The 22,272-nt window shown below is 45.1% G+C and carries 18 protein-coding genes; 8 read left to right on the top strand and 10 right to left on the bottom strand.

The features are described from left to right. Window positions 1-62: 62 nt before the first annotated feature. On the top strand, window positions 63-1,049 hold the full coding sequence (locus L1271_RS14915) for a WD40 repeat domain-containing protein (RefSeq protein ID WP_235368167.1): 987 nt from the start codon (window positions 63-65) through the stop codon (window positions 1,047-1,049). Window positions 1,050-1,111: 62 nt separating this feature from the next. On the opposite strand, the gene astB is transcribed toward L1271_RS14915, so the two are convergent. After that, a complete protein-coding gene (gene astB, locus L1271_RS14910; RefSeq protein ID WP_235368166.1) occupies window positions 1,112-2,452 on the bottom strand; it encodes an N-succinylarginine dihydrolase in 1,341 nt (446 codons plus the stop codon). A gap of 344 nt (window positions 2,453-2,796) precedes the next feature. Between astB and L1271_RS14905 the strand changes: the two genes are divergently transcribed. Both L1271_RS14905 and L1271_RS14900 read left to right on the top strand, forming a co-directional pair. Continuing rightward, window positions 2,797-4,692 (top strand): DUF294 nucleotidyltransferase-like domain-containing protein, encoded by a 1,896-nt coding sequence (locus L1271_RS14905; protein ID WP_235368165.1) that lies wholly within the window; start codon window positions 2,797-2,799, stop codon window positions 4,690-4,692. Window positions 4,693-4,701: 9 nt separating this feature from the next. Further along, window positions 4,702-5,403 (top strand): 3'-5' exonuclease, encoded by a 702-nt coding sequence (locus L1271_RS14900; RefSeq protein ID WP_010604944.1) that lies wholly within the window; start codon window positions 4,702-4,704, stop codon window positions 5,401-5,403. 61 nt (window positions 5,404-5,464) lie between these two features. On the opposite strand, the gene L1271_RS14895 is transcribed toward L1271_RS14900, so the two are convergent. The 9 genes from L1271_RS14895 to L1271_RS14855 all read right to left on the bottom strand — a co-directional run bounded on the left by L1271_RS14895 (window position 5,465) and on the right by L1271_RS14855 (window position 15,998). Then, window positions 5,465-7,039: a BCCT family transporter gene (locus L1271_RS14895; RefSeq protein ID WP_010604943.1), complete on the bottom strand. Its 1,575-nt coding sequence runs from the start codon at window positions 7,037-7,039 to the stop codon at window positions 5,465-5,467. Between the two features lie 696 nt (window positions 7,040-7,735). Further along, the gene (locus L1271_RS14890) at window positions 7,736-8,401 is read right to left on the bottom strand and encodes a CoA transferase subunit B (RefSeq protein ID WP_010604942.1); all 666 of its coding nucleotides are present in this window, start codon (window positions 8,399-8,401) and stop codon (window positions 7,736-7,738) included. 9 nt (window positions 8,402-8,410) lie between these two features. After that, window positions 8,411-9,109: a CoA transferase subunit A gene (locus L1271_RS14885; protein WP_010378612.1), complete on the bottom strand. Its 699-nt coding sequence runs from the start codon at window positions 9,107-9,109 to the stop codon at window positions 8,411-8,413. 27 nt (window positions 9,110-9,136) lie between these two features. Continuing rightward, the gene (locus L1271_RS14880) at window positions 9,137-10,045 is read right to left on the bottom strand and encodes a hydroxymethylglutaryl-CoA lyase (RefSeq protein WP_102056923.1); all 909 of its coding nucleotides are present in this window, start codon (window positions 10,043-10,045) and stop codon (window positions 9,137-9,139) included. After that, entirely contained in the window at window positions 10,045-11,988 is a 1,944-nt protein-coding gene (locus tag L1271_RS14875) for an acetyl/propionyl/methylcrotonyl-CoA carboxylase subunit alpha (RefSeq protein WP_102056922.1), read from the bottom strand. The genes L1271_RS14880 and L1271_RS14875 overlap by 1 nt, the downstream gene beginning before the upstream one ends. An 8-nt stretch (window positions 11,989-11,996) precedes the next feature. Then, a complete protein-coding gene (locus L1271_RS14870; RefSeq protein ID WP_235368164.1) occupies window positions 11,997-12,779 on the bottom strand; it encodes an enoyl-CoA hydratase-related protein in 783 nt (260 codons plus the stop codon). Window positions 12,780-12,788: 9 nt separating this feature from the next. Next, the gene (locus L1271_RS14865; protein WP_235368163.1) at window positions 12,789-14,396 is read right to left on the bottom strand and encodes a carboxyl transferase domain-containing protein; all 1,608 of its coding nucleotides are present in this window, start codon (window positions 14,394-14,396) and stop codon (window positions 12,789-12,791) included. A 9-nt stretch (window positions 14,397-14,405) separates the two neighbouring features. Next, window positions 14,406-15,581, bottom strand: a complete 1,176-nt coding sequence (locus L1271_RS14860) for an isovaleryl-CoA dehydrogenase (RefSeq protein ID WP_010378622.1) — start codon at window positions 15,579-15,581, stop codon at window positions 14,406-14,408. A 24-nt stretch (window positions 15,582-15,605) separates the two neighbouring features. Further along, window positions 15,606-15,998 (bottom strand): MerR family transcriptional regulator, encoded by a 393-nt coding sequence (locus tag L1271_RS14855; protein WP_010378624.1) that lies wholly within the window; start codon window positions 15,996-15,998, stop codon window positions 15,606-15,608. A 314-nt stretch (window positions 15,999-16,312) separates the two neighbouring features. On the opposite strand from L1271_RS14855, the gene L1271_RS14850 reads away from it, so the two are divergent. The 5 genes from L1271_RS14850 to L1271_RS14830 all read left to right on the top strand — a co-directional run bounded on the left by L1271_RS14850 (window position 16,313) and on the right by L1271_RS14830 (window position 22,269). Then, window positions 16,313-17,491 carry a thiolase family protein gene (locus L1271_RS14850; protein WP_010378626.1) on the top strand — a complete coding sequence of 393 codons (1,179 nt, stop codon included), beginning with the start codon at window positions 16,313-16,315 and terminating at the stop codon, window positions 17,489-17,491. Window positions 17,492-17,587: 96 nt separating this feature from the next. Beyond that, window positions 17,588-19,078 (top strand): CoA-acylating methylmalonate-semialdehyde dehydrogenase, encoded by a 1,491-nt coding sequence (locus L1271_RS14845; protein WP_045988107.1) that lies wholly within the window; start codon window positions 17,588-17,590, stop codon window positions 19,076-19,078. Between the two features lie 107 nt (window positions 19,079-19,185). Next, window positions 19,186-20,343, top strand: coding sequence for an acyl-CoA dehydrogenase family protein (locus L1271_RS14840; protein WP_010604935.1), 1,158 nt, complete (start codon window positions 19,186-19,188; stop codon window positions 20,341-20,343). A gap of 10 nt (window positions 20,344-20,353) precedes the next feature. After that, entirely contained in the window at window positions 20,354-21,130 is a 777-nt protein-coding gene (locus L1271_RS14835) for an enoyl-CoA hydratase (RefSeq protein WP_039497662.1), read from the top strand. After that, window positions 21,130-22,269, top strand: a complete 1,140-nt coding sequence (locus tag L1271_RS14830) for an enoyl-CoA hydratase/isomerase family protein (protein ID WP_235368162.1) — start codon at window positions 21,130-21,132, stop codon at window positions 22,267-22,269. The genes L1271_RS14835 and L1271_RS14830 overlap by 1 nt, the downstream gene beginning before the upstream one ends. The last annotated feature ends 3 nt before the right edge of the window (window positions 22,270-22,272 follow it).

Genomic DNA, 22,272 nt, shown 5'->3' with positions numbered 1-22,272 from the left:
GCTAACGGCCGATATGTAAAGCCAGTAAATGAAATAAATGTATTATGTGCTAAGGGTTTAAGATGTCTCGTTTAATATCACTAGCTTGGTTCGCTTTATTTTTAGTAGGGTGTGGATCGCAGCCTGAAATTAGTAAAGGGGTAACAAGCCAGTTGACGCAAAATGGCATAATACTCGGGCATTTTTCTAAAGATGGAAAGTGGAGCGTAACATTAGACAGTAATGCTGAAATCCATATTTATGACAATGCCAATCAGTCTGTCATATTCTCAGTACCCAAAGACAAAATAAAAACACCAGTTAAAGAAGTTTTGCTGTCAGATGATAAGGAAATGCTCATCGTGGCAGGTGAAAACCTTATCTCAATTTGGTCTGTTCCAAAGCAAAAGTTGATAACGAACGTACCTTTTGCAGGGGTGAGTCCACTAGCTTCAATCTCTGCTTTAACGCTTTCCCATAACAATCAGCGTTTGCTTGTTGCGATGGATGATGGCTCACTCAATATGGCGGATCTATTCACTAAGTTAAACAATCGTTTTATGCCACATACTCGACCGATAGAGCATTTGGCGTTTGACAATAGTGGCGACTATTTTGTTACAGGCGCGCAAGATGGGTTGGTTGCCCTTTGGCAATTTGCCTCACCAGAACCTTTATATGAGCATCAATTTAGTCATCGTGTTACCAGTTTAACAGTGAGTCATGATGGCAAGCACTTATTCGTCTCAGATGGGTTGAATGCGCAACATATACTAGACTTTGAGTCTGGAAAACAGCTCAGTGAGCTAAAGTATATGGCGCGTTTTAAGATGTTTAGAAAGGCCAAATTTATTTCTGACTCAGGCTTACTTGCGACATCATCGTCAAAGTCTCACCTCTCCATCTGGCGCTATGAGAGCGGGGAAGAATTAGGTACTTGGTCTATTCATACTGAGAATGAGGGGGCAACGGTAGTCGATATGTATGTCCCAAACCCAGACACCTTAGTAACGCTAAATAGCGACGGTATGCTTGAGACGTGGGCGGTTAACGTACTTGCTAAAAAGTAAGGGAGTGAAATCACTCCCTTTAAACCTCAGATTAATTGCAGTTTGACAAGCAAAACTTGAAATTAGGCGCGTTGGAAGTCATAAACGCTACCAAGATTAAGTAGTTGGGTGAGTTCATCTAGTGCAGCATAGGACTCTTGCAGTAGGCTCGGATCAGCTAAATCCTGCTCTGTGACTTTATCGCGATAGTGTTTATTGACCCACGCGCTTAGTTGAATAAATTTGTCTTCACTCATCATCACTTCTGGATTTACCGCTTTTAGCTCATCTTCATTGAGTGCTACACGTAATCGCAAACATGCAGGTCCACCACCATTTTGCATACTTTGGCGTAAGTCAAAAAAGCGTACTTGCGAAATCGGATTTTTTGCACCGAGCATATATTCGATATACGCGGCAACGTTATCATTCTTCGCACATTCCTCCGGTGCAACCAGCATCATCTCGCCTGATGGCAAGGTGATCAATTGTGAGTTAAATAGGTAGCTTTTTACTGCGTCTTCAACACTCACTGCATGCGTCGGAACTTCTACAATATGTAAAGGTTTTTCGCCGATATACGCTTGTCTAATTTTAGTTAGACTGGTGGTCTGATCGATGAAGGCTTGATCATGGCAAAACAGCACATTCTCATTGCCCACTGCAATGACGTCATTATGGAACACGCCTTGATCAATCACATTTGGGTTTTGCTGGATAAAAATTGCTTGCCTATCATCTAATTGATGTAGTCTTGCAATCGCTTGGCTTGCTTCTAATGTTTGCCGAGCAGGATATTTAGTAGGACCCTTTATATCGCTGTTAAAGCCACTTGAACCGTACACAAATAATTGTAGACCTTTACTGCCATGACTATCGGCGAGGCGAGTGTGGTTTGCCGCACCTTCATCGCCAAAAAAAGGCTGCTCAGGCAAATGCTGGTGATGTGCAAAATATTGCGCATTGGCGAACATAGCACGAAGTAAATTCGTGGTGGTTTCGGGCTCTATTGAACGGTGGAATTTGCAGTTTAAATTAGCACTTGTGAAATGTACTTTACCATCGCTGGAATCAATAGAAGGCGATACAGTCGCCGCATTAGCCGTCCACATTGCAGAGGCAGAGTAACAAGCTCGAAGCAAAATAGGGTCGTGTTTATACGCTTTTTCAAGTACCTGTGCATCGGTGCCTGAAAAGCCAACGCGGCGTAGTGGGGTTAAACTCGGGCGTGCATGAGGTGCGAATACCCCTTGTTTTAGACCAATATCATGCATTGCTTTCATCTTTTCAAGACCTTGCAATGCCGCTTCTTTTGGATTAGAGACGCTGGTAGCGTTAGAAAGTGACGCGACATTACCATAAGATAATCCGGCATAATTATGTGTTGGCCCTACTAAGCCGTCGAAATTGACTTCATAAGTCATGAGTGCGGTTCCTGTTGCGAATAGTTATAGATAACTAGTATGAGGCGGTTTTGCTGGTTTTTAAAGTGACTTAGGTCAAATTTGGCGTTTGTACTTATTTAGCTTTAGCACGCAGTCATAGTAAAATAAACTAATTAGGGATTGGAATTAACCTATTACAACGCAATTCCTCAGTTTTACTAAATTCGATTGCATCCTAGTGAGTCTTCTGCGCGTAGTGGTGAACAGCTGAAAAACTATGACTGCAGCCTTAGTTTATTACCCTAGTTAAACCAGCTTTCATTGCAAATTTATCCCTCGTTGCCCACAATAGGGTTAAATTCCTTTTTATATCAAGGCAAACCATGGAAGTTGAACATCAGGAAATTGCCAATTTTTTAGTAGCTTACCCGCCGTTTTCGGATTTGCCTCAAGAGGCACTACATAAACTCGCAAGTCAAGTCGAAGTAGGTTACTACCGAGCGGGCAGCGGCATTTTGGAATATGGAGAGCAGATCACTTACCTGTATGTGATCCGATCTGGTGCTGTCGAGCTCTATCGGCGCTCAGGTGAGTTATACAATCGTATTTCCACAGGTGGGATCTTTGGCCAGCGTGGTTTATTGATGAATCGCAAAGTTCGTTTTGGCGCTCAAAGCCTTGAAGATACGCTGGTGTACTGTATTCCTGTAGGCATTTTTGATGAGTATTGCGACGTTTATGAAGCGTTTGCTGATTATTTTGAAGCAGACGATAATGCTAGACTAAAAATCACGGTTTCTGAGCAAGCTGACAGCAACGATTTGACCACGGCCAAAGTGCGTAAACTATTGCTACGCGATGTGGTATACGTTGAACGCAACACCACGGTACAGCAGGCAGCTCAAGTGATGGCAAAAGAGCATGTATCATCACTACTTATCTATGACCCCGAGAAACCAGTTGTCGAAGATCCAGATGAAGATGATGGTCAGGTGGTTGGCCTTATCAGTGACAGAGATCTTCGCACAAAAGTAGTCGCTGAGGGGCTGAATTATCAAACTCCGGTCTCTGAGATTATGTCGACCGATCTTATTATTGTTGACTCCAATGCCTACGTCTTCGAAGCCATGATGCTGATGCTAAGAGACAATGTGCATCATTTGCCCGTTGTTCATAAGCGTAAACCGATAGGAGTGGTCGCGCTATCCGATATTTTGCGCTATGAGTCTCAAAGCAGCCTGTTGTTTGTTAGAGGGCTAATGGACCAGCAAAGTGTTGAAGACTTGAGTAGTTACGCCAAACAGCTTCCTGCAATTTTTACTCGGATGGTGAATGAAGACGCCAATTCACACATGATTGGTTCTGCGATGTCGATTATAGGTAAAACGTTTAAACACAAGTTACTCGAACTCGCGGAAGCAAAATTAGGTCCGCCACCAGTTCCTTACTGCTTTATTGCCCTTGGTTCAATGGCTCGAGACGAACAGTTAATTGTGACCGATCAAGATAATGCACTGATCTTGGATGACAGTTATCAACCCGCTGAGCATGGCGCTTACTTCGAAAAGTTGGCTAAGTTTGTGTGTGATGGTCTAGCCAATTGTGGCTACAAATATTGCGATGGTGGGATCATGGCAAGCAACCCAGCTTGGCGTCTAACTTATAGCCAATGGTTAGCACAATTTGAAGACTGGATAGAGAACCCAAGTCCTGAGGCATTACTCAATAGTTCAATTTTCTTTGATTTGGAAGGCGTATGGGGTGAAACAAAATGGGCTGAAAAACTTACTGCTTTTATCAGTAAAAAGGCCAAAAACACCCCTAAATTTTTGGCTGCGATGGCACATAATGCGCTAAGAAGAACGCCACCTTTAGGCTTTTTTAATGGATTTGTCCTTGAGCAAGACGGTGAGCACAGGCGTTCGATGAATATTAAGCGCCGTGGCACAGCACCGCTTTCAGATTTGGTTCGAGTGCATGCCCTTGGCGTTGGTTCTAAAAAACAAAACTCCTTCGAGCGATTAGAAGATATTGATGAGGCAAATATACTGCCAAAGGGTAAGGTGCTAGATTTGCAAGCTGCGCTTGAATATATTGCCATCATGCGTATTCGTCACCAAGCATGGCAAATTGAGCAGGGCGAAAAGCCTGATAACAGCTTGCCGCCTGAAACACTCTCTGATTTTGAACAGCGTAATCTTAAAGAAGCTTTTGGCGTGTTAGACAAAGCACAGAGCTTTTTAAAGTTTCGCTATCAAAACAAATCCATGATGAAGTAGCGGTGTAATATGCAAGGCGAGATTATGTCATGGCCAAATCGCTTTCAGCATTTGGTAGAAACGTCGAAAGACCCGAGAATTCAAGCATTTTATCAGCAAGGCGTGGTAGATCCTTACCAGCAATTGAGCCAGTGCGAGTTTGTTGCCCTTGATTTTGAAACTACAGGGCTCGACCCAAACACCGATGATATTGTGAGCGTTGGCGTCGTACCATTTGACTTACGACGGATCCGCTTGGCTCAAGCGAAGCATTGGTTAGTGAAGCCAACCAGTCCGCTGGCTGAGGAGTCTGTGGTACTGCACCGGATCACACACTCACAAGTTGAAAGCGCGCCAGATCTGCAAGATATTCTTGAGGAAGTGTTTGCTTCGCTGCATGGTAAAGTCATAGTGGTGCACTATCAGTTTGTCGAAAAGTCATTTTTCGATTCTGCGCTAAAAGCGAGATTGGGTGAGGGTATTGAGTTTCCAGTGATTGATACGATGGAAATTGAAAAGTCAGCGATAAACAACGCCAGAGGCTGGCTTGATAAGCTCAAACGTAAACCAATTCCTTCGGTACGTTTAGCTGACTGCAGAAAGCGCTATGGGCTTCCCTATTATCAGCCACATCATGCCTTGTCCGATGCGTTAGCAACGGCGGAGCTATTTCAAGCTCAAGCTCAATATTGTTTAGACCCATCAGACATGGTGAAACGCTGGTGGAGCTAACCCCAAATAACAAAAAGGCGGAGCATACACCAAGCTCCGCCTGTAATGAGATTAACGACCGTTAGCTTTTAGGCTCAGTTCGAAGCCCGAGGATCAAACTTACACACATCAGTAGTAGTACAAAAGTAAACGGTAAACCTGTTGAAATAGCACCCGCTTGCAGTGCTTCAATTGCCTCTTTACCGCCGATCCACAATAGCGCTGCAGCAATTGCACCCTCAATACTCGCCCAGAATATACGTTGTGGTACTGGGGCATCTATTTTACCACCAGCGGTAATACTATCGATAACCAAAGAACCAGAATCCGACGAGGTGATGAAGAAAACCAGTACAAGTACAATCGCCGTGAACGAGAGTAAATCGCTCATCGGTAGGTTTTCAAACATTTGGAACATCGCCAGTGGCACTTCAGTCAAGCCATCAGTACCTAGAGCGCCAATGCCATTTTTTACCTGATCGATAGCAAGGCCACCATAAATTGACATCCAGATCACGGTTACCAATGTCGGGATTAATAAAACTGCGGTAATAAACTCGCGTATGGTACGCCCCTCAGAAACGCGTGCGATAAACATACCGACAAACGGTGACCAAGAAATCCACCATGCCCAGTAAAATACGGTCCAACCTTGGAACCATGCTTCATCTTCACGACCATGCGGGTTACTCAGTGGAATGATGTTTTCAACATAGGCCATTAAAGTCGTCGGAATATTACCCATGGCAATCGCAAAACCTGCAATACCAACGAATACTAATAACACAAATGCAATTAACATATTAACGTTACTAAGTATCTTTACACCGCCATCAATACCGCGAACAACCGAAATAATCGCAAGGGCAGTAACGCCCACAATCACGGCAATTTCTAGACCGAGACCTGCTTCTATGCCAAATACATGTTGGATCCCAGCACCAGCTTGCTGTGCGCCCAGACCGAGTGATGTCGCAAGGCCAAACAAGGTAGCAAGAACGGCGAGAATATCGATGATATGGCCCGGCCAACCCCAAGCTCTGTCTCCTAAAATAGGATAAAAGATTGAGCGGATCGACAGTGGTAAGCCTTTATTGTAGGCAAAGAATGCTAAAGAAAGCGCGACAACGGCGTAAATAGCCCAAGGATGTAAACCCCAATGGTACATGGTCGCGCCCATTGCAAGTTCAGCCGCTTCAGGTGTGTTTGCAGCAACATTTAATGGTGTTTTGTACCAGCCAGTGTAATAGGCGACAGGCTCCGCTACACCCCAAAACATCAGACCAATACCCATACCTGCTGCAAATAGCATCGCCAACCATGACGCCCGAGTATAGCTTGGTTTGGCGTTTTCACCACCTAAACGAATTTTACCGTAAGGCGATAAAACGAGCACCAAACAAAATAGCACAAAGAAATTACCAGACCACATAAATAGGGCATCAAAGTTACCTATGATATCCCACTTTATGCCGTCTAAAGTGGTTTTAGCTGTGTTTGCATCAACTAATAATACGGCGACTAAAAACGCCAGTATTAATCCAGCACTTACACCAAATACAGGGTTATGTACGTCAAATCCCCACTTTTGAACATTGTCTTGTCCAACTGTGTAGTCTGTATTATCGATGCTGTACTTATCGTGGTGATTGCCCATGATATCCTCTTGTTGTTCTCATCGTGATACGACACCAAGCTGATATACTGAATTAATCGCTAGACAATGGGTGATAACAATTCGACATAAACTAACTATGCAACAAAGCAAAATGTAATCTGGCTATTAATGCTAATCATTAGCGGCTTAGAATGACTTTATCAGTCGTAAAATATGCTAGCCATAAGCCACAAAAATTACTTAGTCTAGTTTAGATTATTTAGCGTATTCATTCGATTTATGCATTTCAATCACATCAGCCGAATGACTATCTAAATATATGATGGGTTTATGTTAGTTACAGCGACAGTATACTGCCTCAATACTTGTAATTAAGATAAACCAACCGAACCGTTATGCTACTAAGCTATGGTATCAATATATTGTGTCAACTTGATATTCAGTCGATGCTTCAAAGCAGCAACTTTTTAGTTTTAAGTTGTACTGGCAGGTGAATATTCAATGCCAACCAAAACTATCTCTACTAGTTTAGGGGGTGAGATTGAAAAGTAAATGGCTACTGAATTTTTTATTTAAAAATCATCACATTCATCAACTAGACATGAAGAGTGATGTAGACTAAGGAGTTTTTCTTTGATGGCATGTGAAAAAAACCCCTCTTGCGAGGGGTTTTGGGTAACTCAGCGCCTTTGGCACTGGGAATGAGGTCGGTACATTTGTAAGTTAGGGTGTGTTTTACGACGCCTCAAACTGCATTTCAGGGATCTCACCGTCGACGATAAGCTTGCCTGCAGTTTTGCTGATTATTTCATCAACACTAACACCCGGTGCGCGTTCTAGCAAATGGAATGCGCCGTCTTTTACTTCTAACACAGCTAAATCTGTTACGATTTTCTTAACACAATTTACGCCAGTTAGCGGCAATGTGCATGATTCAAGCAATTTAGAATCGCCGTGTTTGCTAGCATGGGTCATGGTCACTATGATGTTGCGTGCACCAGCAACTAAGTCCATTGCACCACCCATGCCTTTGATTAATTTTTTCGGGATCATCCAAGACGCGATATTGCCTTGTTGATCAACTTCAAATGCACCTAGTACCGTCAAGTCTACATGACCACCACGGATCATGGCAAAGCTTTCCGCACTATTAAAAATTGCTGCACCTGTCGCTGCTGTCACGGTTTCTTTACCCGCGTTGATCATATCGGCATCAACCTGGTCTTCGGTTGGGTAGGGACCCATACCTAACAAGCCATTTTCCGATTGCAGCATCACTTCGATGCCTTGTGGTACGTAGTTAGCCACTAAGGTTGGAATACCTATGCCTAAGTTAACGTAGTAACCGTCTTCAAGCTCTTGCGCCACGCGCATCGCAATTTGTTCACGATTTAAACCCATGATTGCCTCCTATTTGCGCGTTGTGACACGTTCAATACGTTTTTCAAAGTCACCTTTGATCACGCGATTGACATAAATACCTGGGGTGTGGATTTGACTCGGCTCAAGTTCACCCGGTTCTACGATTTCTTCAACTTCCGCTACGGTGATTTTTCCGGCTGTCGCTGCCATTGGGTTAAAGTTCATTGCTGTGTGGCGGAACACCAAGTTGCCATAGCGATCTGCTTTCCAAGCCTTAACAATAGCAAACTCACCGGTAATTGATTCTTCCAAAATATATGGTCGGCCATCAAATTCTTTTACTTCTTTACCTTCAGCAACGGGAGTACCGTATCCTGTTGCCGTGTAAAAAGCTGGGATCCCAGCGCCACCAGCGCGCATCTTCTCTGCAAGCGTACCTTGTGGTGTTAATTCAACGTCAATAATGCCATCGAGAAGTTGTTGTTCAAACAGCGCATTTTCGCCAACATAAGAGGCGATGATCTTCTTAATTTGACGATCTTTAAGCAAAATACCTAAACCAAAGTCGTCGACCCCACAGTTGTTTGAAACCACGGTAAGTTCTTTTGTTTGCAGGCGCTTAATTTCTGCAATTAAGCCTTCTGGAATACCACACAAACCAAAGCCACCTGCGATGATGGTATCGCCGTCTTTAAGACCCGCCATCGCTTCGCTGTAGCTTGATACGACTTTATCGAAACCGGCCATAAGCCCACTCCTAATAATGTTATTGTTTTAAGATTGACAAGTTTGTTTGAGTGCTAACGACACTTTACTGCTTGGTGTCTTGCCTAGCGCATCACAAATTGTCCATCCTGCTTTTGCTAGCCTTTCTAAATCAATTCCACACTCAATGCCAAGTCCTTGCAGCAAGTAAACTACATCCTCAGTGGCAACATTTCCTGACGCGCCTTTGGCGTAAGGGCAACCACCGAGACCTGCAACGGCGCTATCAACAGTTGCGATCCCCATTTGCAGGGCCGTGTGAATATTCGTTAATGCTTGTCCGTAGGTATCATGGAAATGCACCGCAAGCTTGTTAGCAGGGATATGTTGCAGTAACAAGGTGAGCAGCTGCTGGACTTTTTTAGGCGTACCAACACCTATAGTGTCGCCTAGGCTGATTTCATAACAACCAAGTGACAACAATTGTTTACATACCGCTAAAACTTGCTCTGGTTGTACTTCACCTTGATATGGGCAACCAACCACGCAGCTAACATAACCTCTTACTTTTATGTTGTTTTTTTGTGCAAGTTCAACAACAGGATGAAAGCGTTCAATACTTTGTTCAATCGTGCAGTTGATGTTTTTTTGCGTAAATGCCTCACTGGCGGCAGTAAAAATGGCAAATTCGTCGACTTGATTTTCTAGTGCAAGCTCTGCGCCTTTAAGGTTTGGCGTTAGGGCGCTTATTTCAACGCCTTCACTACGCTCAAAGCCTTGGATCACCGCAGCAGAATCGGCCATTTGTGGCACCCACTTGGGCGACACAAACGCGCCTGCTTCTATGTGCTTGAGACCAGCGTCTTTTAATGCGTTAACCAGCGAGATTTTAGCTTCTGTAGCAACACTGACCTCATTTTGTAAGCCGTCACGTGCGCCAACTTCTACAATTTTGACGTTAGCCGGATACTGAGACATTAGTCTTGCTCCTCAACAATCGCCAGCATATCACCATGACTAACCAGTTCGCCTTCTGCAAAGCAGTATGAAGTGAGCGTGCCATCAAATGGTGCATTGAGCGTATATTCCATCTTCATGGCTTCGATTATCACCACGGCATCGCCTTTATTAACTTGGGTACCGACGGCTAACAAATGCTTAACCACGGTGCCGTTCAATGGCGCTGCCAGCGGTGCAGCTTCGTGCTCATGATCGCTAATGTAATGCTTTGACTTGAGTTCAACGGTATGTTGATACGGGCCATACATAATAGTGATCGCGGTTTCGGTCACAATGGCACTGGCGTGTAACCTTGCACCATCAATCACCACTGTTAACTGGTGTCCATTTAATGCACATTCAATTTGGTGGATTTGCTCGTTAAACGAAACCTTCCAACCACCTTGAGATTGATAGGCACAGGCGACATGATCTGCAAATGGTAAATCCACTTTCGCGGTTTGGTTAAGCCTAAAGCCTAAGTTTCCCCATACCGTGTTTTTACATGGTTGTTGGTGGCTAAGATAGGCCGCACTTGCTAATAACACCATTTTATCCAGCGGCGTATTCGATTGAGTTAGTACCTCAGTTTGCGTGTCGATAAAGTGGGTATCAGGTGCACCTGCTGTAAAAGTAGGGTGGCCTGCTAAGTGATGCAAAAATGCAATATTGGATTTTAAACCACACAGATGTACTTGCTCTAAACTCGATTTTAACTTCAATAAGGCTTGTTCACGATTTTTGCCATGAACAATAAGCTTGGCGATCATAGGATCGTAAAATGGACTGATCTCATCGCCTTGTTGCACGCCGGTGTCAATTCTTACGCCATCTTTGGCTTCAGGAAAGCTAAGATGTGAAAGTACACCTGAAAACGGCATGAAGTTTTCTTCAGGGTCTTCTGCGTAAATACGCGCTTCAAAGCTATGACCAGATAACGAAACCTGCTCCTGAGTCAGCGGTAGCTGTTCACCCGCAGCAACCATCAGTTGCCACTCGACTAAATCGAGATCAGTTACCATTTCTGTCACTGGGTGCTCTACTTGCAGGCGAGTATTCATCTCCATAAAGAAGAACTCATCGCCACATAGTAAGAACTCTACTGTACCTGCGCCACGATAGTTAATCGCTTGCGCACAGCGTACTGCCGCTTCACCCATAGCTTTGCGCATAGCATCACTTAAACCTGGCGCGGGCGCTTCTTCAATCACCTTTTGGTGACGACGCTGTAGTGAACAGTCTCTATCACCAAGGTAAACACAGTTACCGTGACTATCGGCAAAAACTTGTACTTCAACGTGACGAGGCTTATCAACAAACCGCTCAAGCAGTACTAAGTTATTGCCAAAACTCGCTGCAGCTTCACGTTTAGCGCCATGCAGCGCCGATAAAAACTCGCTGCTTTCTCGTACCACGCGCATCCCTTTACCACCACCGCCGTAAGCGGCTTTGATAAGTACCGGAAAGCCGATTTTTTCAGCTTCTGCCTGTAAGAAATCATCTTCTTGTTTGTCGCCATAATACCCAGGGACTAAAGGCACATTAGCGTCATGCATGATTTCCTTGGCACGTGTTTTAGAGCCCATCGCTTCAATAGAGCTTGCCAGCGGACCGATAAACGCAATGTTTGCCGCTTCGCACGCTTTTGCGAATACTTCATTTTCAGACAAAAAACCATAACCTGGGTGGATGCAATCGACGCCCGCCGCTTTGGCGACTTCAAGAATTCGGTCTGCGACCAAATAAGACTCTTTACTTGGTGCCGGACCGATATGATAGGCTTCGTCAGCTGTTTTCACATGCATCGCATTGGCATCTGCATCAGAATAAACTGCCACTGTGGTTAGGCCCAATTTCTTTGCGGTGCGCATCACGCGGCAGGCAATTTCACCACGGTTCGCGACTAGAATTTTAGTTAGCATGTTGACTCCTATTCGCTTGCGGCGGTTTGCCAGCGTGGTGCTCGTTTATCGAAAAAGGCGCTAAGCCCTTCTTGGCCTTCGTCACTTACTCTAATTTCAGCGATACGCTTTGCGGTATGGGCGATCAACGCTTCATTTATTTCTTTACCAGCAACTTCGCTGATCAGTGCTTTGGCACTTTTCACAGCAGCAGGGCCATTGTTAAGCAAGGTCTCGAGAAAATCCGCTTCGCTTTTTGCTAAATCATCGCTCAATTCGTGAATTAAACCCATTTCTAGCGCCTTTTCACCATCGAATACTTCGGCTGTTAAAAAATAGCGTCGCGCTTGGCGTTCCCCAATGGCTTTAATGACATAAGGACTAATTACTGCCGGAATAAGACCAAGCTTGACTTCGCTTAAACAGAATTTAGAGTTGTGCTCTGCAATGGCGATATCGCAACAGGCGATTAATCCGAGTGCACCGCCAAAAGCTGCACCTTGCACCAAACACAGCGTTGGGTGAGGGCAAGTGGCCAGCACTTGCATTAATTTAGCAAGTTCTAAAGAATCAGCGACGTTTTCGTCATAGTCGTTGTCTGCCATGGATTTCATCCACGCCAGATCAGCCCCCGCTGAAAAGTGTTTACCTTCGGTTTTTAATACCAGCGCTCTGACATCGAGGCCGCTGGCATATTCGATATTCTTAATGAGTTCGGCAATCGCCTCCGCATTGAAGGCATTATGTTTTTCTGGGCGACTTAGCTCTAAAATCGCCACTTTGCTTTTTGTTATATTTAAAGTGACAGGCATAAGTGCTCCTTACATTCTGAAGACGCCAAATTTAGACTCTTTTTGCGGCGCATTGCTCGCAGCCTCTAAGGCAAGACCAAGTACTGTGCGCGTATCCGCAGGGTCGATAACGCCATCGTCCCAAAGCCTTGCGCTGGCATAGTATGGGTGTCCTTGCTTTTCGTACTGCTCGATAATTGGCTTTTTAAATTCGCTCACTTCGGCATCGCTCATGCTAAGGCCTTTACGCGCTAAACCATCTTGTTTAACCTGCGTTAATACGCCTGCAGCTTGTTCACCACCCATTACGGAGATCCGTGCGTTTGGCCACATCCACATCATGGTTGGCTCGTACGCTCTACCACACATGCCATAGTTACCAGCACCATATGAGCCGCCAATCAATACTGTAAACTTCGGCACATCAGCACAGGAAACGGCAGTTACCATTTTCGCACCGTGCTTGGCGATACCTTCCGCTTCGTATTTTTGACCAACCATAAATCCAGTAATGTTCTGCAAAAATAGCAGCGGAATATTGCGCTGTGCACAGAGTTGAATAAAGTGTGCGCCTTTTTGCGCGGATTCAGAAAAGAGAATACCGTTGTTTGCTACGATCCCTACAGGGTGACCGTAAATTTCAGCAAAACCAGTCACGAGCGTTTCGCCGAAGTAGCGTTTAAATTCATCAAACTGGGAATCGTCCACGATACGGGCAATGACTTCGCGTACATCGAACGGTTTTTTCAGATCCGTACCGACAATGCCATACACCTCACTGATGTCATAACGTGGTGGTTTGGCATCTTGCAGGAACGGGCGAGTAGGGCGCTGATGGTTAAGGCGTGACACGCACTGTCTTGCGATAGAAAGCGCATGCTCGTCATTTTCTGCATAGTGATCGGCTACACCTGAGACTTTACAGTGAACATCTGCGCCGCCTAAGTCTTCAGCACTCACTTCTTCACCCGTGGCCGCTTTAACAAGTGGTGGCCCTGCCAAGAAAATGGTGCCTTGTTCTTTGACGATAATACTTTCATCGGCCATTGCTGGTACATACGCGCCGCCGGCGGTACATAACCCCATGACCACTGCGATTTGTGGGATCCCCTTTGCAGACATACGGGCTTGATTGTAGAAAATCCGACCAAAATGCAATTTGTCTGGGAACACCTCATCTTGTTCTGGCAAGTTTGCACCGCCAGAATCTACTAAATAAATACAAGGAAGATGGCAGCGCTCGGCGATTTCTTGTGCTCGTAGGTGCTTTTTTACGGTAATAGGGAAATAGGTTCCCCCTTTTACCGTCGCATCATTTGCCACAATCATGCATTCAACGCCTTTAACGCGTCCGATCCCGGCGACCACACCAGCACAAGGAATATCTTGCTCGTAAACGCCAAACGCGGCGAATTGGCCAATTTCTAAAAACGGCGAGCCCTCGTCGAGCAAGGTTTCAATTCGGTCACGTACAAATAATTTACCACGACTTTGGTGACGGGCAATAAGCGCTTCACCACCACCTTGGCTCAGTGTGGCGACTTTCTCTTTAAGATCAGCAACTAGCGATGCCATCGCATCGTTGTTTGCCTTGAACTGGGGATCATGCGGATTAACCGCAGAATTTAGTACCGTCATGTAGCACTCCTAGCGACTTTCGTTGAATAGCTCACGTCCGATAAGCATACGGCGGATCTCAGACGTACCAGCGCCAATTTCATACAGCTTGGCATCGCGAAGTAGTCGACCTGTAGGATATTCATTGATATAACCGTTTCCGCCTAGTAGCTGAATGGCATCAAGTGCAAGTTTGGTTGCAAGTTCTGCGGCATATAAAATCGCACCAGCAGCATCTTTACGAGTGGTTTCGCCACGGTCACAGGCTTTTGCCACGGTATAAACGTATGAGCGTGCTGCGTTCATTTGCGTGTACATGTCAGCAACTTTGCCCTGCACCAGCTGGAATTCACCGATGGATTGGTTAAATTGTTTACGCTCGTGAATATAAGGTACTACCACATCCATACAAGCCTGCATAATACCAAGCGGACCGCCTGCTAACACCACACGCTCGTAGTCAAGGCCACTCATGAGTACCTTAACGCCTTCGTTGTATTCGCCAAGGATGTTTTCTGCAGGTACTTCGCAGTTTTCGAATACCAGCTCACAGGTGTTTGAACCACGCATTCCAAGTTTGTCTAACTTTTGTGCCGTTGAAAAACCAGGGAAGCTTTTTTCGACGATAAAGGCTGTGATCCCGCGAGGGCCTGCATTGGTATCCGTTTTTGCGTAAATCACAAAAACGTCGGCATCTGGACCATTGGTGATCCACATTTTATTACCGTTAAGGATGAACTTGTCACCTTGCTTTTCAGCACGCAGTTTCATTGACACGACGTCAGAGCCAGCATTGGGCTCACTCATTGCTAGTGCACCGATGTGTTCACCGCTGATAAGTTTTGGTAGATATTTTTCTTTTTGGGCTTGGTTACCGTTACGGTTAATTTGGTTTACACATAGGTTTGAGTGTGCGCCGTAGCTTAAGCCAATTGATGCACTCGCACGGCTTATCTCTTCCATTGCGATAACGTGTTCAAGATAACCCATGTTTGAGCCGCCAAATTCTTCAGCGACGGTGATCCCAAGTAGGCCCATTTCGCCAAACTTTGGCCACATTTCATTTGGAAATGCATTTTCTTGATCTGTTTTTTCAGCAAGTGGGGCAATTTCACTGGTCGCAAAGCTATTGACATGATCACGGATCATGTCTGCTGTTTCGCCTAGTCCAAAGTTTAATTCTTTATATAAAGATACTGTGCTCATAGGTCTTCATCCTGTTGTGAGAGTTTATTTTTCGAGCTCGTGTAGGGTGTCGCGACAACGGCGCTCAGCCGTCACCAGTTCCATTAAGACAACTTTAATGTCGTCCATCTGTTGGCTTAAATCGGCTTTTTTCTCTTCAATGAGTTGCAACATGGTTTTAAGTTGCTTTTCGCTCGATTTGTCGGCGTCGTAAAGCTCAAATAGTCGGCCAGTTTCAGCAAGTGTAAAACCAAGACGTTTGCCGCGAAGGATCAGTTTTAATCGAACTTTGTCACGTTTTGAGTAAATACGCGTTTGTCCTTGGCGCCTAGGAGAAAGGAGTCCTTGGTCTTCGTAAAAACGAATACTGCGAGTAGTAATATCAAATTCTTTAGCTAACTCGCTGATTGAATAGGTAGGTTCATTAATTTCTTGCATTTTTATTTACACTTACAACGTCACTGATTAGACCAATATAAGTGAAGTTTACGTAAAGGTAAAGTAAGAATAGCAGATCCTTCTTTAGTCTTATAAAAGGAATAATCTGTCCGTTCGAATTGTCATCAAATCTTCATTACAGCTAGAGAAAATAAGCCTTGGAAACAAATTTGTGCAAGTTAGCTTTACACTTTCACTGATCTCGTTTGGCTTGATTTTAGATTTACGTTGGCGTAAACGTAAATATTATGTATGCTCGAATACAGAGTTAATTTTTAACAAGCCAAGATTGGCTTGTAAACAGGAGTTTTGCAATGAGTAACGAAGCTGTTGTCATCGTCGCTGCTAAGCGTACACCAATGGGTGGCTTTATGGGAAGCCTATCTGACGCAACCGCGACAGACTTAGGTGCGACTGCAATTAAAGCAGTAATGAATGAAACAGGCCTTAGTGACGCGAGTATAGACGAAGTTATCATGGGTTGCGTACTACCCGCAGGCCTAGGTCAAGCGCCAGCGCGTCAAGCGATGCTACATGCGGGGCTTGCACGCTCGACGGGAGCAACCACTATTAACAAGGTGTGCGGCTCGGGTCTAAAAGCGGCGATGTTCGCGCATGATCTCATCCGCTCAGGTAGCATTAATTCTGCTATCGCTGGTGGCATGGAAAGCATGACTAACTCACCTTACTTTATTCCAAAAGCCCGTGGCGGAATGCGCATGGGTCATGGCGAAATCAAAGACCATATGATGGCTGATGGCTTAGAAGATGCTTATGACAATAAAGCGATGGGTTGTTTCGCACAAGCTACTGCTGATGAATATGGCATTACCCGTGAGCACATGGATGAATTTGCACTTGGCTCACTAAGTAAAGCAAACGCCGCAATCGAAAATGGCAGCTTTGGCAATGAAATTGCCCCTCATGTAATGAGTACGCGTAAGGGGGATGTTGAGGTTAATACTGACGAGCAACCTGGTAACGCGCGTCCAGACAAAATTCCATCACTTCGCCCAGCATTTAAAAAAGACGGCACTATCACTGCTGCTAACTCTTCGTCTATTTCTGATGGTGCAGCAGCGCTGATTTTAATGAGTGAATCAGAAGCGAAAAAGCACGGTTTGACACCACTTTGTAAGATTGTTGCCCATGCAACTCACTCACAAGCGCCTGCTGAATTTACCGTGGCACCAGTCGGTGCGATGAATAAGCTGCTTGAAAAAGCAGGTTGGTCGACAGCAGACGTTGACCTTTGGGAAATCAACGAAGCGTTTGCCATGGTGACTATGTTAGCTATCAACGAAATGCAGTTAGATAGCAACAAAGTCAACGTCAACGGTGGTGCTTGTGCACTAGGTCACCCAATCGGTGCAAGCGGTGCACGCATCTTAGTTACACTTATCCATGCACTAAAAAACCGCGGCTTATCAAAAGGCGTAGCGTCACTATGTATCGGTGGTGGTGAAGCTGTAGCGCTCGCGGTAGAAGTGTAAGTTACTGCAATTTATTTCGTTCAAGGGGCGCTGCGTTTTCCATAATTCTAATCATTCACGCAGCGCATAAACTCGTTTTATGGGGAGGAGTGCTTCATGCACCAAGTACCTTTATACATCAACGGTGAATTTTCACAGTCTCAGTCTGACAAATGGTTAGACGTTGTTAATCCGGCTAATCAAGAAGTGTTAGCAAAAGTACCTTGTGCTACTAACGAAGAAGTACAAGCTGCAATTCATTCAGCTCAAGAGGCATTTAAAACGTGGCGTAATGTTCCGGTAACTGAGCGTGCGCGAATTATGATGCGTTATGCAGCGCTTCTTAAAGAGCATCAAGAAGAAATCGCAACCATCATTTGCCATGAACTAGGCAAAACTTTTGAAGATGCGAAAGGTGATGTATGGCGTGGTATTGAAGTGGTTGAGCAAGCATGTAATGCCCCTTCAATGATGATGGGCGAGACGGTAGAAAACGTTGCCCGAAATATCGACACCTATTCATATACCCAACCGCTAGGCGTTTGTGCGGGTATTACGCCATTTAACTTCCCAGCGATGATCCCGCTGTGGATGTTCCCAATGGCAATTGTATGCGGTAACACCTTTGTACTTAAGCCATCAGAGCAAGATCCACTAACGCCAATGCGCTTGGTTGAATTGTTTGAAGAAGCCGGTGCGCCAAAAGGCGTACTACAGGTAGTACACGGTAGTAAGGATCAGGTTGACCAGATCCTTGAAGCGCCGGAAATTCGTGCGATTTCTTTCGTAGGTTCTTGTGGTGTTGGTCAGTACATTTACAGCAAAGGTACGCAAAATCTCAAACGCGTTCAAGCGTGTGTCGGTGCGAAAAACCACATGGTTATCATGCCAGATGCGAAAAAAGAACAAGTGATCAATAACCTGGTTGGCTCTTCGGTCGGCGCGGGTGGTCAGCGCTGTATGGGGATCTCAGTTGCCGTGTTTGTTGGGCAATCACAACAGTGGGTAGAGGAACTAAGAGACGCAATGGCGAAGGTTCGTCCTGGCGTTTGGGATGATCCTGAAGCTGCTTATGGTCCGCAAACGACGCCGCAGGCCAAAGCGCGCATTCTATCGCTGATTGACAGTGGTAAGCAGCAAGGCGCAACGTGTTTGCTAGACGGTTCTGATTTTACAGTTGAGGGTTATGAAAATGGTAATTGGGTAGGTCCAACCCTGTTTTCAAATGTCACAACTGAAATGGATATCTACAAAGAAGAAATCTTTGGCCCAGTCCTTTGCTGTGTATTTGTCGATAGTTTAGATGAAGCAATTACGCTTATTAATAACAACCCATACGGTAACGGTACCTCATTATTCACTGCAAGCGGTGGCGCAGCACGTAAGTTCCAGCGTGAAATCGAAGTGGGTCAGGTAGGCATTAATATTCCTATTCCTGTGCCATTGCCGTTCTTCTCATTTACTGGTTGGAAGAACTCATTCTACGGCGACCAACACACCTATGGTAAGCAAGGCGTGCGTTTCTATACAGAAACCAAAACGATTACCTCACGTTGGTTTGACGATGAGGCTGTCAGTGGTCCAAATATGAGTATCAACCTTAGATAACTCATATTGCATAGCGTGCTCTGCAGGGGGAGCACGCTATTTTTTACCAAAACGATAAGAATTACCGACACACATTCAGGGTGTCAGAACAGCAAGAGAGGTCTAGCGTGGACTTTAACCTAAACGAAGATCAACAAGCATTTGCCGATATGGCGCACCAATTTGCAATGAGCGAGCTTGCTCCACATGCAGCAAAATGGGATCAAGAGCACATTTTTCCAAAAGACGTAATTCAAAAAGCAGGTGAGCTTGGTTTTTGCGGTCTATATACGCCTGAAGAGGCAGGTGGTCTGGGTTTATCTCGCCTTGACTCAAGTATTATTTTTGAACAACTTTCAATGGGTTGTACAGCGACAACCGCCATGTTGACTATCCATAACATGGCAACGTGGATGATAGCGAGCTTTGCAACGGAAGAAACCAAAGCAAAATATATGGATCAGTTAGTAACAGGTGAGCTACTGGCTTCTTACTGTCTAACAGAGCCTGGTTCTGGCTCTGATGCTGCATCGCTGAAAACAAAAGCAATAAAAGAAGGCGACGAGTACGTTTTGTCTGGCTCTAAGATGTTTATCTCAGGCGCGGGTGAAACTGACGTATTGGTAGTAATGGCAAGAACTGGTGAAGCAGGTCCAAAAGGTATTTCGGCCTTTGTTGTACCTGCCGATGCTGATGGCGTTATTTATGGCAAAGCAGAAGAAAAAATGGGGTGGAACGCTCAACCTACGCGCCTTATCACGCTTGAAAATGTCCGTATCCCAGCTGCCAACCTACTAGGCCAAGAAGGCGAAGGCTTCAAATTTGCGATGCAAGGCCTTGATGGTGGTCGTATTAATATTGCAACTTGCTCGATTGGTACAGCCCAGCAGGCGCTCAATACCGCCAAGCAGTATATGCAAGAGCGTTCTCAGTTTGGTAAACCGTTAGCGGCGTTCCAAGCACTGCAATTTAAAATTGCAGATATGAATACAGAACTTGTGGCTGCACGCCAAATGGTTCGACTTGCAGCATTTAAGCTGGATAGCAACGATCCAGAAAAGACCACTTATTGCGCAATGGCGAAGCGTTTTGCCACTGATGTAGGCACTAAGGTGTGTGATGATGCACTGCAAATTCATGGTGGTTACGGGTATATCAAAGAATATCCACTTGAACGTCATTTACGTGACGTACGTGTTCATCAAATCCTTGAAGGTACAAACGAAATCATGCGTGTAATTATTGCACGTCGGATCTTAGCTGAAGGCGCGGCAAGCGTCCTATAAGGAGAGTATCATGACTGCACAATTAAAACTCGAAAAACAAGGCCATACTGCCGTTGTTACTATGTCAAATCCACCGGCGAATACATGGACAAAAGACACATTAACTGCACTTAAAAATCTAGTAATCGAATTGAACGCAGATAAAGAAATCTATTCGTTAGTGATCACTGGCGAAGGTGAAAAGTTCTTTTCAGCAGGTGCAGATCTAAACGTATTTGCCGACGGTGACAAAGGAGTCGCTGCGGATATGTCTCGAGTATTTGGTGAGGCATTTGAAACATTAAGCGACTTTAGAGGCGTATCTATTGCTGCTATCAATGGTTTTGCAATGGGTGGCGGTTTAGAAGTAGCACTAGCATGCGATATCCGCATCGCCGAAGCTCAAGCACAAATGGCACTCCCTGAGGCGAAAGTAGGGTTGTTACCTTGTGCTGGCGGCACACAAAACTTGTCTTGGCTTGTGGGTGAAGGCTGGGCAAAACGTATGATTTTATGCGGTGAGCGCTTAAAAGCTGATAAAGCACAGCAAATTGGCTTAGTTGAAGAAGTGGTCGAGCAGGGTAAAGCACTGGAAGCTGCGCTCGAACTTGCTAAGAAAGTAGAAGATCAAAGCCCAGTTGCGGTGACGGCTTGTAAGGCTCTCATTCAAAAAGGCCGCACTGGCACAATCAATAGCGCATTGCCGCTTGAACGCGAACTGTTCGTAACACTATTCGATACGCAAGATCAAAAAGAAGGCGTAAACGCGTTTTTAGAGAAGCGTAAAGCGAATTGGGTAAATGGCTAATGATTGAATTTGAGCTAATAAATCACGAAGAGGCGCCGGTTATATTTGAACAGGCAACGTGCCATAACGGGATGAAAATAGCGCTGGCGACATTAAATGCGCCAAAAGCGTTAAATGCCTTAAACCTCGATATGATCCGTTTGCTCGCGCCACAACTAGACGCTTGGGCAAACGACCCGCAAATAGCAATGGTTATGCTAAAAGGTGCTGGAGAGAAGGCGTTTTGTGCCGGCGGCGATGTCGTGAGTTTATATCGCGAAATGTCGTCTGATACGAGTAACGCATTGATCGAAACCTTTTTCAGTGAAGAGTACCGGTTAGATTATCAAATCCATAACTATGATAAGCCAATCCTACTATGGGGTAATGGCATCATCATGGGGGGCGGACTGGGCTTAACGGCTGGCGCAAGCCATAAAGTGATGACCGAAACGTCGCGCATCGCGATGCCGGAAATCACCATTGGCTTATACCCTGATGTGGGAGGGAGCTATTTCCTCAATAAGATGCCAAAGGGCGTTGGACTATTCTTGGGTCTCACCGCTGCAAACATTAACGCTGCGGATGCCAAGCTGGTTGGGCTCGCCGATCATTTTATGGACTCAGAAAAACTGAGCTTACTGTTACAAAACCTAGTTGAAGTGAACTGGGGCAAAACCAATGTATTAAATCATGAAAAGCTTACTCAGTTGCTGTTGTCACTAGATGAAGCGTCTCATGCGCCGCCAAAAAGCGAAATTAAACCGCTTATCAAGGTATTCGAAGCGCTCGATGAGAAAGATACTTTATCAGAGCAGGTTGAGTTTATTTTGGCGTTGGATAGCACTGACAACAAATGGCTAAGCAAGGCACAGGCTGCATTAAAGCATGGTTCACCATTAAGTGCTGCATTGGTTAAAGCGCAGCTCACTAGAAGTGCAGGCAAAACACTAAGAGACTGTTTTAAGCAGGAATTAGGAATGTCGGTAACGGCTGGCGAGTTTGGTGAGTTTCAAGAGGGTGTACGTGCGTTGCTTATCGATAAAGATGGCAAGCCCAATTGGCGATTTAAATCTGTCGCCGAGGTTACAGACGATGCAATAGAACGCTTTTTTGCACCTCGCTGGGATGAAAACGATCACCCATTGCGTGACTTATAAGGA

This window comes from Pseudoalteromonas sp. OF5H-5 (assembly GCF_021530695.1).
In the GTDB taxonomy this organism is placed as follows: Bacteria; Pseudomonadota; Gammaproteobacteria; order Enterobacterales; family Alteromonadaceae; genus Pseudoalteromonas.
Note: the sequence above shows the minus strand (reverse complement) of the source record. Positions and strands in the feature narration are given on the sequence as shown.

What these genes read in the sequence shown, in the direction of transcription:
- L1271_RS14905 (WP_235368165.1), top strand. Translation starts at nt 2,797, where the DNA reads ATGGAAGTTGAACATCAGGAAATTGCCAATTTTTTAGTAGCTTACCCG.
- L1271_RS14845 (WP_045988107.1), top strand. Translation starts at nt 17,588, where the DNA reads ATGCACCAAGTACCTTTATACATCAACGGTGAATTTTCACAGTCTCAG.
- L1271_RS14875 (WP_102056922.1), bottom strand. Translation starts at nt 11,988, where the DNA reads ATGCTAACTAAAATTCTAGTCGCGAACCGTGGTGAAATTGCCTGCCGC.
- L1271_RS14850 (WP_010378626.1), top strand. Translation starts at nt 16,313, where the DNA reads ATGAGTAACGAAGCTGTTGTCATCGTCGCTGCTAAGCGTACACCAATG.
- L1271_RS14860 (WP_010378622.1), bottom strand. Translation starts at nt 15,581, where the DNA reads ATGAGCACAGTATCTTTATATAAAGAATTAAACTTTGGACTAGGCGAA.
- L1271_RS14855 (WP_010378624.1), bottom strand. Translation starts at nt 15,998, where the DNA reads ATGCAAGAAATTAATGAACCTACCTATTCAATCAGCGAGTTAGCTAAA.
- L1271_RS14870 (WP_235368164.1), bottom strand. Translation starts at nt 12,779, where the DNA reads ATGCCTGTCACTTTAAATATAACAAAAAGCAAAGTGGCGATTTTAGAG.
- L1271_RS14900 (WP_010604944.1), top strand. Translation starts at nt 4,702, where the DNA reads ATGCAAGGCGAGATTATGTCATGGCCAAATCGCTTTCAGCATTTGGTA.
- L1271_RS14895 (WP_010604943.1), bottom strand. Translation starts at nt 7,039, where the DNA reads ATGGGCAATCACCACGATAAGTACAGCATCGATAATACAGACTACACA.
- L1271_RS14835 (WP_039497662.1), top strand. Translation starts at nt 20,354, where the DNA reads ATGACTGCACAATTAAAACTCGAAAAACAAGGCCATACTGCCGTTGTT.
- L1271_RS14865 (WP_235368163.1), bottom strand. Translation starts at nt 14,396, where the DNA reads ATGACGGTACTAAATTCTGCGGTTAATCCGCATGATCCCCAGTTCAAG.
- L1271_RS14890 (WP_010604942.1), bottom strand. Translation starts at nt 8,401, where the DNA reads ATGGGTTTAAATCGTGAACAAATTGCGATGCGCGTGGCGCAAGAGCTT.
- L1271_RS14880 (WP_102056923.1), bottom strand. Translation starts at nt 10,045, where the DNA reads ATGTCTCAGTATCCGGCTAACGTCAAAATTGTAGAAGTTGGCGCACGT.
- astB (WP_235368166.1), bottom strand. Translation starts at nt 2,452, where the DNA reads ATGACTTATGAAGTCAATTTCGACGGCTTAGTAGGGCCAACACATAAT.
- L1271_RS14915 (WP_235368167.1), top strand. Translation starts at nt 63, where the DNA reads ATGTCTCGTTTAATATCACTAGCTTGGTTCGCTTTATTTTTAGTAGGG.
- L1271_RS14885 (WP_010378612.1), bottom strand. Translation starts at nt 9,109, where the DNA reads ATGGCCGGTTTCGATAAAGTCGTATCAAGCTACAGCGAAGCGATGGCG.
- L1271_RS14830 (WP_235368162.1), top strand. Translation starts at nt 21,130, where the DNA reads ATGATTGAATTTGAGCTAATAAATCACGAAGAGGCGCCGGTTATATTT.